Raw genomic sequence first — 14,363 nt, 5'->3', positions numbered from 1 at the left:
CTCAACCGACCCGCAAGGCGCACTTGAGAAACAATATCGTTTATCATTGTTGCAAGTTTTTGCAATGCGACAGTGAGGAACCCTGCGAATGATGTTTCGAAATACCCTGCGCCGCGGCTTGACCTTCACCCTGCTCGGCCTGGCACTCGCCACTCCCCTCACCCAGGCAGCCGATGCGGTTTCCCTGACGCTCTACAACGGTCAACACAAGGAAGTCGGCGATGCGATCGCCAAGGCTTTCGAGGCCAAGACCGGCATTCACGTCAACGTACGCAAGGGCAGCAGCAACCAGCTCGCCAGCCAGGTCATCGAAGAAGGCGACCGTTCCCCCGCCGACGTGATCTACACCGAAGAATCTCCTCCGCTGAACAACCTCGGCGAGCAAGGCCTGCTGGCCAAGACTGACGACGCCACGCTGGCGGTGCTGCCCAAGCAATACGTCGCCGGCAACGGCACCTGGATCGGTGTCACCGCGCGGGTTCGCGTGGTTGCCTACAACCCGAAACTGGTCGATGAGAAAGACCTGCCGAAGTCGGTGATGGAATTCTCCGATCCGAAGTGGCAAGGCAAAGTCGGCTTCGTCCCGACCAGCGGCGCATTTCAGGAACAGGCCGTGGCGATCATCAAGATGCACGGTCGCGACGCCGCCGAAGAATGGCTGACCGGCCTGCGCGCTTTCGGCAAGACCTACAGCAACAACATGGTCGCGCTCAAAGCCGTGGAAAACGGCGAAGTCGCCACCGTGCTGGTGAACAACTACTACTGGTTCGCCCTGCAACGCGAAAAAGGCAAACTCGACTCGAAACTGCATTACTTCACCGGCGGCGACGTCGGCGGACTGATCACTGTATCTAGCGCTGCCGTGCTGAAATCCAGCAAACATCCAAAAGAAGCCCAGCAATTCCTTGCCTACATGGCCAGTGAGGAAGGCCAGCGCGTGATCACTCAGACCACCGCCGAATACCCGCTGCACAAAGGTATGGAATCGGATCGCGGGCTCAAGCCGTTCAGCGAACTGCAAGCGCCAAACGTGACCCCGGCCGATCTGGGCAACGCCGAAGAAGCCTTGGACCTGGAACGTGAAGTTGGCCTGAACTGATGGCCACATCGTTATCCGCCCCCGCCGCGCGCGGGGGTTTCGTACCACGACGCAAGCGGCCGTCAATCTGGCTGGTGCTGCCGGTCTTATTGCTGGTGGTCATGAGCCTGTTGCCTCTGGCCTATGTCGGCCTGAAAGCCTGGCAGGCCGGCTGGGCCGAAGCGCTGCACCTGTTGTGGCGCCCTTATGTATTCGGTCTGCTGCGCAACACCCTGGCGTTGATGGTCGGCGTAACGCTGACTTGCGGCGTGATCGGCCTGTCACTGGCGTGGCTGCTGGAGCGCAGCAATCTGCCCGGACGACGCCTGTGGGGGGTGATTCTGTGCCTGCCGTTTGCGGTGCCAGCGTTTGTCAGCAGCTTCACTTGGGTGTCGTTGAGCGCGCAGTTCGAAGGCCTCGGCGGGGCGATTCTGGTGATGAGCCTGTCGAAGTATCCGCTGATCTTTCTGCCGGTCGCGGCGACCCTGCGCAACCTCGATCCGTCCCTTGAAGAGTCCGCCCGCACCTTGGGACAGAATCGCTGGGGCGTGTTCTTCCGCATCACCCTGCCGCTGCTCTGGCCATCGCTGCTGGCCGGTTCGCTGCTGATTGCCCTGCACATGCTGGTCGAGTTCGGCGCGCTGTCGATCATCGGCCTGCAAACTTTCACCACCGCGATCTACCAGCAATTCGAACTGGAATTCAGCAACGCCAATGCAGCGATGCTTTCGGCGGTGCTGCTCGCGCTGTGTCTGATGCTGCTGTGGCTGGAGCTGCGGGTGCGCGGTAAAGGGCGCCATGTGCGCACCGGCCAGGGCGCAGCGCGGCAGGCTGAACAAGTACGCCTGGGGCGGTGGGCGGTTGCCGGTCAGTTGTATTGCCTGTTGCTGGCGATTGTCGGCAGCGGGATCCCGTTGGGCATGCTCGCGTACTGGCTGGCGGTCGGCTCTTCGGCAGCGTTCCCGGTCGCGGCGATCACCGAAGCCCTGCTGTCTTCGCTGGCCTTGTCGCTGGGTGGCGCAGCGCTGTGCCTGCTGCTGGCGGTGCCGGTCGGGCTGCTGGTGGTGCGTTACAAGGGCCAACTGGCGATCTGGGCCGAACGCTTGCCGTATCTGCTCCACGCCTTGCCGGGCCTGGTAATCGCGCTGACGCTGGTGTATTTCGCCCTGCACTACGTGCCGGCGCTGTACCAGACCTCGGCATTGCTGCTGATCGCTTATGCGCTGCTGTTCCTGCCATTGGCACAGGCGCCGATTCGCACGGCACTGAACAAGGCTGCGCCGCAGCTGGAAGAAGCGGCACGCACGTTGGGGGCATCGTCATTCACCGCGTTTTGCCGGGTGACCCTGCCGATCATCTTCCCGGCACTGGGTGCGGCGTTTGCGCTGGTGTTTCTGGATGCGATGAAGGAATTGACGGCGACGCTGTTGCTCAGTCCGACCGGGCTGAACACGCTGGCGACCGAGGTTTGGGCGCATACGGCAAATGTCGAGTTCGCGGCGGCAGCGCCTTATGCGGCGTTGTTGATTGTGGTGTCGGGGTTGCCGGTGTATCTGCTGACGACGCGGATGTATCTGAGCCGCTGAAATCGCCTTCGCGAGCAAGCCCGCTCCCACAGCTTGACCGAGCCCCACCAGAGGAATGCGATCGAATGTGGGAGCGAGCCTGCTCGCGAAGGGGGAAACATCAGGCCCTGAACTGCCCCAGACTGGCCTTCAGCTGCGCCGCCAGCCCATCCAGTACCTTGCCACTGGCCGTGGTTTCCACCACCGCCTGCGCCGCTTTTTCGGCCTGGGCATGAATCGTTTCGACCCGTCCGCGCACTGCCTGCGCGCCCTGCGCCTGATGCGCCGCTGCCTGCGTCGCCAGACCGATTGCCGCGTGCACCTGCTCGACCGAGGCCTGCACTGACTGCTGCAACCGTGCGCTGTCGCGCAACACCAGCAAACCTTCGCTGGCCTGACGCCCCGCCTGACCAATCGCTTCTACCGCCTCACGCGCGCCCTGCTGCAACGCGACGATGTGCGCCTGAATGTCGCCGGTCGAGCTTTGCGTCTTGCTCGCCAAGGCGCGCACCTCGTCCGCGACCACGGCAAAACCGCGGCCGGTCTCACCGGCCCGCGCCGCTTCGATCGCCGCATTCAAGGCCAGCAAGTTGGTCTGCTCGGCTATGCCGTGAATCACCGTCAGCACCACTTCAATCTGTTCACTTTGTTGCGCCAGCCGCTCGATGACTTTCGCCCCGGTGTCGACCTGTCCTGCCAGCGCCTCGATCAGGCTGCCGACTTTCGCCGAGGTACGAGTGTTTTCATCGGTGGCCTGACGAATATCCACCACCTGCTTCAACGCCGCCTGCATGGCATGGCTTTCCGATTGCGCCTCGTCAGCCATTTGCGACAGCGCGCGCAGGCTTTCCGCCACTTCGTCACGCTGCATCCCGGCCGCTGCGTCGGCACCGGCATTGCGCAGGGTCATGGCGCCGATTTCCACACCGGTACGCTGGGCCACGTCGCCCGCCTCGCGCACGATCGGCTGCAACTTATCCACAAAGCGATTGACTGCCGAGGCCATGTCGCCGATCTCGTCCTTGCTGTTGATCTGCACGCGCTTGGTCAGGTCGCCCTCGCCTGCCGCCAGATCGTCCATCGCCGCGTTGAGCATCTTCAAGCGATTGACCACCCGGTGCCCCAGCACCACCGCCAGCAACAGCAGCACGCCGCAACCGACGAGTGCCAGGCCCATGCCGATGCGCCAGCGCAAGGTCGCGGCGGCTTCCTGCACGGTGCTGCTGGTATTGGCTTTCATCTCGGTCGCGGTGGATTGCGCCGACTGCAGACGCGCCTGCATTGCCGTCGCGCTATCGGCAGCGGCACCCTTGAGACTGTCGCCGACCAGTTGATCGCTGCTGGCGATCAGCGCCGAGAAGCGCTGGTCGAGCGCCGCCAGATCGGTGTCCACCGAAGCCGTCGATACGCCCATCAGCACCTTGCCGATTTCCACGCCGTTGGGATTGATCGAGGCCTCGAGGTAGTAGACCGACGGATCGTTTTTCGCCGCGTCCAGCACTTTATCCAGCGCGCGTTCGCCCTGGCCCTTTTCCAGCAAGGCCTTGTTGATCGGGTTTTCGCGGTTGAGATAACGCGTCAGGTGCTGTCCGGTGGCATCGTCGTAAACCACGAACAACACGTTGGGATTGCGCTGGGCGCGACGAGCAAATTCGGACAGGGTCGGCACGTCGCTGTCCCACATGGCGCGCGGCGCCACCGAGGCGAGCAACTGAGCCATGTCATTGGCCGAGTCCTTGAGATCTTTTTCCAGTGTCGTACGCAGTTGCGCCTGCTCTTCCTTCAGACGGGAAGACAGGCCGGCGGTCAGGCGCTGCCGGGTACTTGAGGAAAGGTTATCGAGGCTTGAGGTGACTTCACGCCCGGCCTGCTCCAGCTCGCCGGAGAGCTTTTGGCTGTCAGCGTCCAGACGAGCGCCGAGATCGGCTTCCAGCGCCGTGACCGTGCTTCGTGTCAGGGCGACTGCCACCAGCACTTGCACCAAAAGGGCGATACCAAGGGTAACGAACACGGGCCGCAACAAACGGCTTTGTAACAGTGAGAGAACGGCCGACACTGTGAATCCCTCTACTTCTGACGCCATTAATTTGATGGCACTCTTGTAGGAAGATTTACAGCAAAGGTCATGCCGTCCAACAGGCATAAACGACAAAGGCCCCGATTAAGGGGCCTTTGTTTTTTACATCAACGACTTATCAAGCGAACGGATGACGCAGAACGATGGTTTCGTTGCGATCCGGGCCCGTCGAAATAATGTCGATCGGCGCGCCGATCAACTCTTCAACGCGTTTGATGTAGGCACGAGCGTTAGCTGGCAGCTCTTCCAGGGTTTTGGCACCCACGGTCGATTCGGTCCAGCCCGGCACTTCTTCGTACACAGGCTGCAGGCCCACGTAGCTGTCAGCGTCGGTCGGCGCCACGGCATTGCCTTGCGCGTCCTTGTAGCCGGTGCAGATGTTGATGGTTTCCAGACCATCGAGTACGTCCAGCTTGGTCAGGCAGATGCCCGAGATGCTGTTCACATCGATAGCGCGACGCAGGATGACGGCGTCGAACCAGCCGCAACGACGGGCACGGCCGGTGGTAGCGCCGAACTCGTGACCTTGCTTGGCCAGATGCGCACCCACGTCGTCGAACAGCTCAGTCGGGAATGGACCCGAACCGACGCGAGTGGTGTAAGCCTTGGTGATGCCCAGGATGTAGTCGAGGAACATCGGGCCAACGCCCGAACCGGTCGCCACGCCACCGGCGGTGGTGTTGGAACTGGTCACGTACGGGTAGGTACCGTGGTCGATGTCGAGCAACGAACCCTGAGCGCCTTCGAACATGATGTCTTTGCCGGCGCGACGCAGGTCATGCAGCTCGGCAGTCACGTCGAGCATCAGCGGCTTGAGCAGCTCGGCGTATTCCTTGCACTCGGCCAGGGTCTTTTCGAACTCGATGGCCGGCTCTTTGTAGTAACCGACCAGCATGAAGTTGTGGTAATCCACCAGCTCACGCAGCTTGTCTTCGAAACGCGGCATGTTCAGCAGATCGCCCACGCGCAGGCCACGACGTGCAACCTTGTCTTCGTAAGCCGGGCCGATGCCGCGACCGGTGGTACCGATCTTCAGCTCGCCACGGGCTTTTTCACGGGCCTGGTCCAGCGCCACGTGGAAGGACAGGATCAGCGGGCAGGACGGGCTGATACGCAGGCGCTCGCGCACCGGTACGCCTTTCTCTTCCAGCTTGGTGATCTCACGCAGCAGGGCGTCAGGTGCAACCACCACGCCGTTGCCGATCAGGCACTGCACGCCCTCGCGCAGCACGCCCGACGGGATCAGGTGCAAGACGGTTTTTTCGCCGTCGATCACCAGGGTGTGGCCAGCGTTGTGGCCACCTTGGTAGCGCACTACGGCGGCAGCATGTTCGGTCAGCAGATCAACGATCTTGCCTTTGCCCTCATCACCCCATTGGGTGCCCAGGACTACGACATTCTTACCCATAACACTTGTCCTCATTCGCGCAAACTTGGTGCCGGCGATGGCCGGCAGGAAAACTCAAGAAGCCAGTGGCGATACTTGCCAAAGCCCGTTCTGCTGAATCAATTGCCGGTCGCAGTCCGCATCACGGGCGGCGGCCAAAGGTTGTCCAGGCAATGCCTGAACGACACGCTGACCCTCACTGCGCAACTGGCAAACCTGCTGCCAGAGTGCCGCATCCGTACTGTCAGGCATCCAGATACCGCCAGACGGTAGCTCGATCTCAGCACGCCCCAGGGTCACCAGGGTTTTCAAATCGGTAGAGAAACCGGTCGCCGGACGGGCACGACCGAAGTCGGCGCCGATGTCGTCGTAACGACCGCCCTGAGCGATGGACTGGCCCACGCCCGGGACAAACACCGCGAACACCACACCGGTGTGGTAGTGGTAGCCGCGCAGCTCGCCCAGGTCGAAGTACAGCGGCAACTCCGGGAAACGCGTCGCCAGACGATCGGCGATCTCCAGCAAATCTTCCAGCGCCGCCAGCACCGGCGCCGGTGCATTGGCCAGACGCTCACGGGCCGCACTCAGTACTTCACGGCCGCCACACAGGTCGACCAATGCCCGCAGCATGCCGGACAGATCGGCCGGCAGGCCTTCGGTCAAGGTAATGACCTCGTCGATGGCCTTGCGTTGCAACGCATCAAACAACTGCTGCTCGACTTCACCGGACAGACCGGCGGCACGCGCCAGACCACGGTAGATGCCGACATGGCCAAGGTCCATGTGCACATCCGGCACATCGGCCAGTTGCAGCATGGCGAGCATCAGGCTGATGACTTCAACGTCGCTGCTCGGGCTGGCATCGCCGTATAGCTCGGCACCCAGTTGAATCGGGCTGCGCGAGGACGACAGTGCACGCGGCTGGGCATGCAGCACGCTGCCGGCGTAGCACAGACGGCTCGGGCCTTCGTGACGCAGGGTGTGCGCATCGATGCGCGCCACTTGCGGCGTGATGTCGGCACGGAACCCCATCTGCCGACCCGACTGCGGGTCGATGACCTTGAAGGTACGCAGATCCAGGTCCTGGCCCGCACCGGTCAGCAGGGATTCCAGGTACTCGATATGGGGAGTCACGACAAACTCGTAACCCCAGCTCTGGAACAGATCCAACACCTGACGACGCGCGACTTCAATGCGCGCCGCTTCCGGTGGCAGTACTTCTTCGATGCCATCTGGCAGCAGCCAGCGGTCTACCGTTGCCATTACGCCATTCCCCTTTGATCCGGGCGGCCAGCCTGCGGGCGAGCCTTGAGTGAAGCAGAAAATGACCGATCCGTTCAAAACGCACGCGCATGAACGACGCGGCGAAAGGCCTGTTACCGGCTTCGCCCATCACTTTCCTCGAAAAACGCTCGGGCCATTCAACCCGATGCCTGCAACAAAAAACAGCAATCAAATGTGCAGACGCAAAAAAGCCGGGAATTTCCCGGCTGCCGCATCATACACACGTTTTCCCAAAGGATCACCCCGCCCGAGGTTTTAGCCGCCGGGCGGAATGATTCAGGTCAACGTCGTATCAAGGCTTGGACTTTTCCAGGTAACGGAAGAAGTCGCTGCTTGGGTCGAGAACCATGACGTCGGATTTGTTCGCGAAGCTTTCACGGTAGGCACGCAGGCTACGGTAGAAACCGTAGAACTCCTGATCCTGGCCGTAGGCCTTGGAGTAGATCGCAGCAGCCTGGGCATCGCCATCACCGCGAATCTCTTCGGACTCACGATAGGCTTCAGCCAGCAGCACGCGGCGTTGACGATCGGCGTCGGCACGGATGCCTTCGGCCAGCTCGTTACCCTTGGCGCGGTGCTCGCGAGCTTCACGCTCACGCTCGGTGCTCATACGTTCGAACACGCTGCGGTTCACTTCTTTCGGCAGATCGATGGCCTTGACCCGGACATCGACGACTTCGATACCCAGCTCTTTTTCCGCCATCTTGTTCAGCGACGCGGTGATGTCAGCCATCAGCGCATCACGCTCACCCGACACCACTTCGTGCAGGGTGCGCTTGCCGAACTGGTCACGCAGACCGGATTCCAGACGACGGGACAGACGCTCGTCGGCGATCTGCTTGAGGCCGGAAGTCGCGGTGTAGAAGCGCTCAGCATCTTTCACGCGCCACTTGGCGTAGGCATCGACCATCACGGCTTTCTTTTCCAAGGTCAGGAAGCGCTGTGTCGGTGCATCCAGCGTCATCAGACGTGCGTCGAATTTACGCACCTGGTTAACGTAAGGCACTTTCACATGCAGGCCCGGCTGGACATCGGCCTGAACCACACGACCGAATTGCAGCAGCACCGCGCGCTCGGTCTGAGCCACGATATAGAAGCAGTTCCAGCCCACCAGCACCACGACAACGCCAACGATCAGGGCGATCAGCGATTTATTGCTCATCAGCGGGTCTCCCTTGTACGTGTCTGCGGCAGGTCAGTGACATGCGGCGCGACGTCCGTGTTGTTGCTGGCGGCAGCCGAACCGGTAACCGGTGCATTGCTGCCCGAACTGTTCTGGATCATTTTGTCCAACGGCAGGTAAAGCAGGTTGCTCTGGCCGTTCTTGTTGCCGGTCACGAGTACCTTGCTGGTATTGCTGAAGACTTCCTGCATGGTGTCCAGGTACAGACGCTGGCGGGTGACTTCAGGGGCCTTGCGATACTCGGCGACCAGTTTGGTAAAGCGATCCGCCTCACCCTTGGCGCGCGAAACCGTTTCGTCGCGGTAACCGTTGGCATCCTCGAGGATACGCTGGGCCTGACCACGGGCTTCCGGCACGACGCCGTTGGCGTAGGTTTCCGCCTGGTTGCGCGAACGCTGCTCGTCTTCACGGGCGCGGATCACGTCGTCGAAGGCTTCCTGCACTTCACGCGGTGCCGCTGCGCTCTGTACGTTGACCTGGGTGACGGTGATACCGGTGCGATAGGTATCGAGGAAACGTTGCAGACGCTCCTTGATTTCGCTGGCCATCAATTCACGACCTTCGGTCAGCACCTGATCCATGGCGGTCGAACCCACCACGTGGCGCAGGGCGCTGTCGGTCGCATGCTGCAGACTGATTTCCGGCTGATCGACGTTCAGCACGAAGTCCTGCAGGTTGCTGATCTTGTACTGCACGGTCAGCGGCACTTCGACGATGTTCTCGTCTTCAGTCAGCATCTGGCCCTGCTTGGTGTAGGCACGCTCACGCGTGACGTTTTCCATGTACTTCTTGTCGATCGGCGGGAAATAGATGTTCAGGCCGGGGCCGACGGTCTCGTAGTACTTGCCGAAGCGCAGCACCACGGCTTGCTCCTGTTCGTCGACCACATAGACCGCGCTGTACAGCCAGACAGCCGCCAGCACGACAAGGCCGATGCCGAGCAGACCGCCGAAGCCGCCACCACTCCTGCCCGAACCACCGCCGTCATCACCACCGCGTTTCTTACCACCACCGAACAACCCGTTCAGGCTTTCCTGCAGCTTTCGGAAGGCCTCGTCGAGATCCGGTGGCCCCTTGCGGTCGCCGTTATTGCGGCGCTTGCCACCCCAAGGATCCTGATTATTCGAGTTGCCACCCGGCTCATTCCAAGCCATAGCGCTCTCCATCTGATAAAGCAAAGACGCACCCACGGCGCGCCGACCAATGCTACAGAATGCCTGCCGTTGCGGCACAACCGCTTTGCCAGGCTTTTATTGCAAAGTGTGTTGCTCGATGAATTCCATCGGCTGCAATCCTTCGCGGCTTACCAGTCGATTCAACTCGACACGGGGCAAACGAACGGCCAGCAGGCAGATGCCTTCTTCGTCATGCTCTTCTTTCTGTACCGCACCAAGTTCGAAGAACTGCGCACGCAGTCGAGCGAACCGTTGCGGCAAGCGCAATGTCCCCACAAACAAATCACTGCCCAGCAACTCGGCAATGGCTTGCTCAAGCAATTCCAGCCCCGTGCCATCGCGCGCCGACAGCCAGACCCGCTGCGGTTTGCCATCGGCATCGCGCTGGATCTGTGGCTCAACGCCTTCAAGCAAATCGAGTTTGTTGTATACCTCGAGGATCGGCAAGTCCTGGGCTCCGATCTCGCCCAGTACCACCATCACCTGCTCGATCTGCAACATGCGATCCGGTTCGGCCGCATCAATCACGTGCAACAGCAGGTCGGAATTGCTCGACTCTTCGAGCGTAGACCGAAATGCCTCGACCAGCTTGTGCGGCAAGTGCCGAATGAACCCTACCGTGTCCGCCAGAACGATCGGCCCCAGGTCGTCCAGTTCCAGACGGCGCAGGGTCGGGTCCAGCGTGGCGAACAACTGGTCGGCCGCGTACACCTCGGATTTGGTTACGTTATTGAACAGCGTGGATTTGCCGGCGTTGGTATAGCCCACCAGAGACACGGTAGGGATATCCGCACGGGAGCGGCCGCGTCGCGATTGCTCGCGCTGGCTGCGCACTTTTTCCAGACGACCCTTGATCTGACGCAGACGAACCCGCAGCAGACGCCGGTCGGTTTCGAGCTGGGTTTCACCCGGGCCACGCATGCCGATACCGCCACCCTGACGCTCAAGGTGAGTCCAGCCGCGAACCAGGCGGGTGCTCATGTGATCAAGCTGGGCCAGTTCTACCTGGAGCTTGCCTTCATGGGTACGGGCGCGCTGGGCGAAGATATCGAGAATCAGGCCGGTACGGTCGATCACGCGACACTCGAAAACACGTTCGAGGTTACGTTCCTGACTGGGCGTGAGGATGTGATTGAAAATCACCAGATCGGCCTTTTCGGCATGGACCAGGTCGCGTAATTCCTCGACCTTGCCGCTGCCAATCAGGAATTTGGCGGTTGGCCGATGACGCGGTACGTTAAAAAACGCAACGGTCTCGGCGCCCGCCGAATTAGCCAATTCCTGAAACTCCTGCGGATCTTCGCGCGCCTCAGGGTCCTGACCTTCCAAGTGAACGAGGATGACTCGCTCACCACCACCGTGGCGCTCAAAGAACAAAGGAGACTCCTATCAGGCGTTACCTGGCTCAGCGTCACCTGCATCGGATTCGGTTGCGCTAGGCAGACGAATTGGACGTACTGGCACGACTGTCGAGATAGCGTGTTTGTAAACCATCTGGCTGACGGTGTTTTTCAGCAGGATAACGAACTGGTCGAACGACTCGATCGTGCCTTGCAGTTTGATACCGTTGACCAGGTAGATGGAAACCCCAACTTTCTCTTTACGTAAAGTATTCAAGTAAGGGTCTTGTAGCGAATGCCCTTTTGACATGTGCCGCACTCCTTTAAGGATTCAATAATAAAAATAGGTAATTCAGATGGCTTTGGCCGCCACACCCCCAAGGATAGACGGCAATTGCAAGGACTCAGCTCAATATGGAGATGGTCCCAAGGTATTTCAAGGCGCGTGGCAGATTGTCGCAATCAAGACTGTCCAGCCAGTGCAGTTCTTCCCAGCTGCGCAGCCAGGTGAACTGGCGCTTGGCCAATTGACGCGTGGCAATGATGCCGCGTTCCTGCATTTCAGCTAACGACAGCTTGCCATCCAGGTAGTCCCAGACTTGGCGGTAGCCTACCGCACGTATAGACGGCAACCCGGAATGCAGGTCACTTCTTTTACGCAGGGCTACGACCTCGTCGATGAACCCCTGTTCCAGCATATTTGTGAATCTTTGTTTAATGCGCTCATGCAGTACCTGGCGATTTGCCGGAGCAATGGCCAAGTTCGCGACAGTATAGGGCAATTGTTGCCGTCCCGAAGCGGCTGCTTCAGTACTTTGCGCAGATTGTTGCTGACGCAGGGCAGTCATGCTCTGACCGCTGACCCGATAAACCTCCAGCGCCCGACTCAGGCGCTGCGGATCGTTCGGATGAATGCGTGCCGCCGACACCGGATCGATGATCGCCAACTGATCGTGCAGGGCTTGCCAGCCAAGGCGTGCAGCCTCTTCTTCGATCTGCGCACGGACCTCGGGATCCGCCGCCGGCATGTCCGCCAGGCCATCAACCAACGCCTTGTAATAGAGCATGGTGCCGCCAACCAGCAGCGGAATTTTCCCGCGTGCGGTGATTTCAGCCATGGCTTGCAGGGCATCGCGGCGGAAATCCGCAGCCGAATAGGCCTCGGCCGGATCGAGAATGTCGATCAGCCGGTGCGGAAACTCGGCCAGTAGTTCTTTCGATGGCTTGGCGGTGCCGATGTCCATGCCGCGATAGACCAGCGCCGAGTCGACGCTGATCAGCTCGCACGGCAGCACCTTGGTCAGCTCGATGGCCAGGTCGGTCTTGCCCGCAGCGGTCGGGCCCATCAGAAAAATCGCTGGAGGAAGCTGGCTCATCAACGACCGCGCAGGAACAGTTTGTCCAGATCGTCCAGGCCCAGTTGGGTCCAGGTCGGTCGGCCATGGTTGCATTGACCGCTGCGCTCGGTGTTTTCCATGTCGCGCAGCAGGCCGTTCATTTCCGGCAGGGCCAGGCGCCGGTTGGCACGGATCGCGCCGTGGCAGGCCATGGTGCCGAGCAGTTCGTTCAGGTGCGCCTGAATCCGGTCGCTGGTGCCGTATTCCATCAGGTCCGACAGCACGTCACCCACCAGACGATTGGCCTCGGCCTGCTTGAGCAGCGCCGGAATCTGCCGGATTGCCAATGTTTCCGGGCCCAGACGCTGCAGCTCGAAGCCCAGTTTCTGGAACCATGCAGCGTGTTCTTCAGCGCAATCGGCCTCTCGCTGACTGACCGCCAGCGACTCCGGCACCAACAGCGGCTGACCGCTGAGGCCTTCGCTGGCCATGGCGATTTTCAGGCGTTCGTACATGATCCGCTCGTGCGCGGCATGCATGTCCACCAACACCAAACCCTGAGCATTCTCGGAGAGAATGTAGATGCCCTTGAGCTGCGCCAGCGCGTAACCGAGCGGTGGAATGTCTTCCTGGCCGGCTGGCAGCGCGTTGGCATTCGCTTCCGGCAACGGTGCGAAGAACTCGCGGTAAGCAGCTTGTGCCTCGGCGGCCGGCACAGCCGACTGCGGACGCGGCGTGTACTGATACTGATAAGCGCCACCAGCGCTGGCGCCCGACGAAGTATTGAACGCCGGTTGCGCCTGCGGCTGTTCCAGCAGCGCGTTGGCCGCCAGACGCATTTCGCCCTGCGGGCCGAATTCACCGGCCTCGATACCGGTTGGACGCACCACGGCTGTGGTGACAGAGCCGGCCAGCTGATCTTCCGGACGCACATCACCCAAGGCGCGGTGCAACGTGCCATAAAGGAAGTCATGCACCATGCGCCCGTCACGGAAGCGCACTTCGTGCTTGGTCGGGTGCACGTTGACGTCCACCGCCGCCGGATCGACTTCGAAAAACAGCGCAAAGGTCGGATGACGACCGTTGAACAGCACATCGCGATAAGCCTGACGCACCGCGTGGGCCACCAGTTTGTCGCGTACCGCACGGCCGTTTACGAAGAAATACTGCAAGTCCGCCTGGCTGCGGTTGAAGGTCGGCAACCCGACCCAGCCCCACAAGTGCAGGCCATTGCGCTCGATCTCGATCGGCAGCGCCTGTTCGAGGAAGCCCGAACCACAGATCGCCGCCACACGCCGGGCGCGGGCTGCATCATCGTGGGCCTCGTGCAGGCTGAGGATGGTCTTGCCGTTGTGGCGCAGATGGAAGGCCACGTCGAAACGCGCCAGCGCCAGACGCTTGATCACTTCTTGCAGGTGATCGAATTCGGTTTTTTCGGTCTTGAGAAACTTGCGCCGCGCCGGCGTATTGAAAAACAGGTCGCGCACTTCCACCGACGTACCGACCGGATGCGCCGCCGGCTGAACGCGAGGCGCCATGTCGCGACCTTCGGTTTCGACCTGCCAGGCCTGATCGGCATCGCGTGTGCGCGAGGTCAGGGTCAGGCGCGCCACGGAGCTGATCGACGCCAGTGCTTCACCACGGAAGCCCAGGCTCATCACCTGCTCCAGATCTTCGAGATTGCGAATCTTGCTGGTGGCGTGACGCGCCAGCGCCAGCGGCAGGTCGTCGGCGGAAATGCCGCTGCCATCGTCACGCACCCGCAGCAGCTTGACGCCTCCTTGCTCGACATCGACATCGATGCGTTTGGCACCGGAGTCGAGACTGTTTTCCAGCAACTCCTTGATCACCGAAGCCGGGCGCTCGACCACCTCGCCGGCGGCGATCTGGTTCGCCAGCCGCGGGCTGAGCAGTTCGATGCGTGCGGCGTTCAACAC

The 14,363-nt window shown here is 61.1% G+C and carries 11 protein-coding genes; 2 read left to right on the top strand and 9 right to left on the bottom strand.

The genetic code is table 11. The annotated features are described in order from the left end of the window. The first annotated feature begins 88 nt into the window (after nucleotides 1–88). Both H043_RS0108045 and H043_RS0108040 read left to right on the top strand, forming a co-directional pair. Nucleotides 89–1,099 carry an iron ABC transporter substrate-binding protein gene (locus H043_RS0108045; RefSeq protein ID WP_003221127.1) on the top strand — a complete coding sequence of 337 codons (1,011 nt, stop codon included), beginning with the start codon at nucleotides 89–91 and terminating at the stop codon, nucleotides 1,097–1,099. Beyond that, nucleotides 1,099–2,664 (top strand): iron ABC transporter permease, encoded by a 1,566-nt coding sequence (locus tag H043_RS0108040; protein ID WP_027611419.1) that lies wholly within the window; start codon nucleotides 1,099–1,101, stop codon nucleotides 2,662–2,664. Before H043_RS0108045 ends, H043_RS0108040 begins: the two co-directional genes overlap by 1 nt. Nucleotides 2,665–2,764: 100 nt before the next feature. On the opposite strand, the gene H043_RS0108035 is transcribed toward H043_RS0108040, so the two are convergent. The 9 genes from H043_RS0108035 to mutL form a co-directional block, all read right to left on the bottom strand. Beyond that, on the bottom strand, nucleotides 2,765–4,699 hold the full coding sequence (locus H043_RS0108035; RefSeq protein ID WP_027611418.1) for a methyl-accepting chemotaxis protein: 1,935 nt from the start codon (nucleotides 4,697–4,699) through the stop codon (nucleotides 2,765–2,767). Between the two features lie 139 nt (nucleotides 4,700–4,838). Then, on the bottom strand, nucleotides 4,839–6,128 hold the full coding sequence (locus tag H043_RS0108030; protein ID WP_003221122.1) for an adenylosuccinate synthase: 1,290 nt from the start codon (nucleotides 6,126–6,128) through the stop codon (nucleotides 4,839–4,841). 54 nt (nucleotides 6,129–6,182) lie between these two features. Further along, nucleotides 6,183–7,370 (bottom strand): ATP phosphoribosyltransferase regulatory subunit, encoded by a 1,188-nt coding sequence (locus H043_RS0108025; RefSeq protein WP_027611417.1) that lies wholly within the window; start codon nucleotides 7,368–7,370, stop codon nucleotides 6,183–6,185. Between the two features lie 313 nt (nucleotides 7,371–7,683). Next, complete coding sequence (hflC, locus tag H043_RS0108020; RefSeq protein ID WP_027611416.1) at nucleotides 7,684–8,553, bottom strand: protease modulator HflC; 870 nt, start codon at nucleotides 8,551–8,553, stop codon at nucleotides 7,684–7,686. Beyond that, on the bottom strand, nucleotides 8,553–9,728 hold the full coding sequence (gene hflK / locus H043_RS0108015) for an FtsH protease activity modulator HflK (protein ID WP_007967435.1): 1,176 nt from the start codon (nucleotides 9,726–9,728) through the stop codon (nucleotides 8,553–8,555). Before hflK ends, hflC begins: the two co-directional genes overlap by 1 nt. A 96-nt stretch (nucleotides 9,729–9,824) precedes the next feature. Beyond that, complete coding sequence (gene hflX / locus H043_RS0108010; RefSeq protein ID WP_003221114.1) at nucleotides 9,825–11,126, bottom strand: ribosome rescue GTPase HflX; 1,302 nt, start codon at nucleotides 11,124–11,126, stop codon at nucleotides 9,825–9,827. 12 nt (nucleotides 11,127–11,138) lie between these two features. Continuing rightward, a complete protein-coding gene (hfq, locus tag H043_RS0108005) occupies nucleotides 11,139–11,399 on the bottom strand; it encodes an RNA chaperone Hfq (protein ID WP_003221112.1) in 261 nt (86 codons plus the stop codon). 94 nt (nucleotides 11,400–11,493) lie between these two features. Then, on the bottom strand, nucleotides 11,494–12,465 hold the full coding sequence (gene miaA / locus H043_RS0108000) for a tRNA (adenosine(37)-N6)-dimethylallyltransferase MiaA (protein WP_027611415.1): 972 nt from the start codon (nucleotides 12,463–12,465) through the stop codon (nucleotides 11,494–11,496). After that, nucleotides 12,465–14,363 carry a DNA mismatch repair endonuclease MutL gene (gene mutL, locus H043_RS0107995; protein WP_171061819.1) on the bottom strand — a complete coding sequence of 633 codons (1,899 nt, stop codon included), beginning with the start codon at nucleotides 14,361–14,363 and terminating at the stop codon, nucleotides 12,465–12,467. Before mutL ends, miaA begins: the two co-directional genes overlap by 1 nt.

Origin of the sequence: Pseudomonas sp. URIL14HWK12:I6, from assembly GCF_000514195.1 — a bacterium.
Lineage (GTDB): Bacteria > Pseudomonadota > Gammaproteobacteria > Pseudomonadales > Pseudomonadaceae > Aquipseudomonas > Aquipseudomonas putida_A.
Note: the sequence above shows the minus strand (reverse complement) of the source record. Positions and strands in the feature narration are given on the sequence as shown.

Coding starts and splice junctions, on each gene's coding strand:
- H043_RS0108030 (WP_003221122.1), bottom strand. CDS start 6,128: ATGGGTAAGAATGTCGTAGTCCTGGGCACCCAATGGGGTGATGAGGGC.
- hflC (WP_027611416.1), bottom strand. CDS start 8,553: ATGAGCAATAAATCGCTGATCGCCCTGATCGTTGGCGTTGTCGTGGTG.
- miaA (WP_027611415.1), bottom strand. CDS start 12,465: ATGAGCCAGCTTCCTCCAGCGATTTTTCTGATGGGCCCGACCGCTGCG.
- hfq (WP_003221112.1), bottom strand. CDS start 11,399: ATGTCAAAAGGGCATTCGCTACAAGACCCTTACTTGAATACTTTACGT.
- H043_RS0108025 (WP_027611417.1), bottom strand. CDS start 7,370: ATGGCAACGGTAGACCGCTGGCTGCTGCCAGATGGCATCGAAGAAGTA.
- H043_RS0108040 (WP_027611419.1), top strand. CDS start 1,099: ATGGCCACATCGTTATCCGCCCCCGCCGCGCGCGGGGGTTTCGTACCA.
- H043_RS0108045 (WP_003221127.1), top strand. CDS start 89: ATGATGTTTCGAAATACCCTGCGCCGCGGCTTGACCTTCACCCTGCTC.
- hflK (WP_007967435.1), bottom strand. CDS start 9,728: ATGGCTTGGAATGAGCCGGGTGGCAACTCGAATAATCAGGATCCTTGG.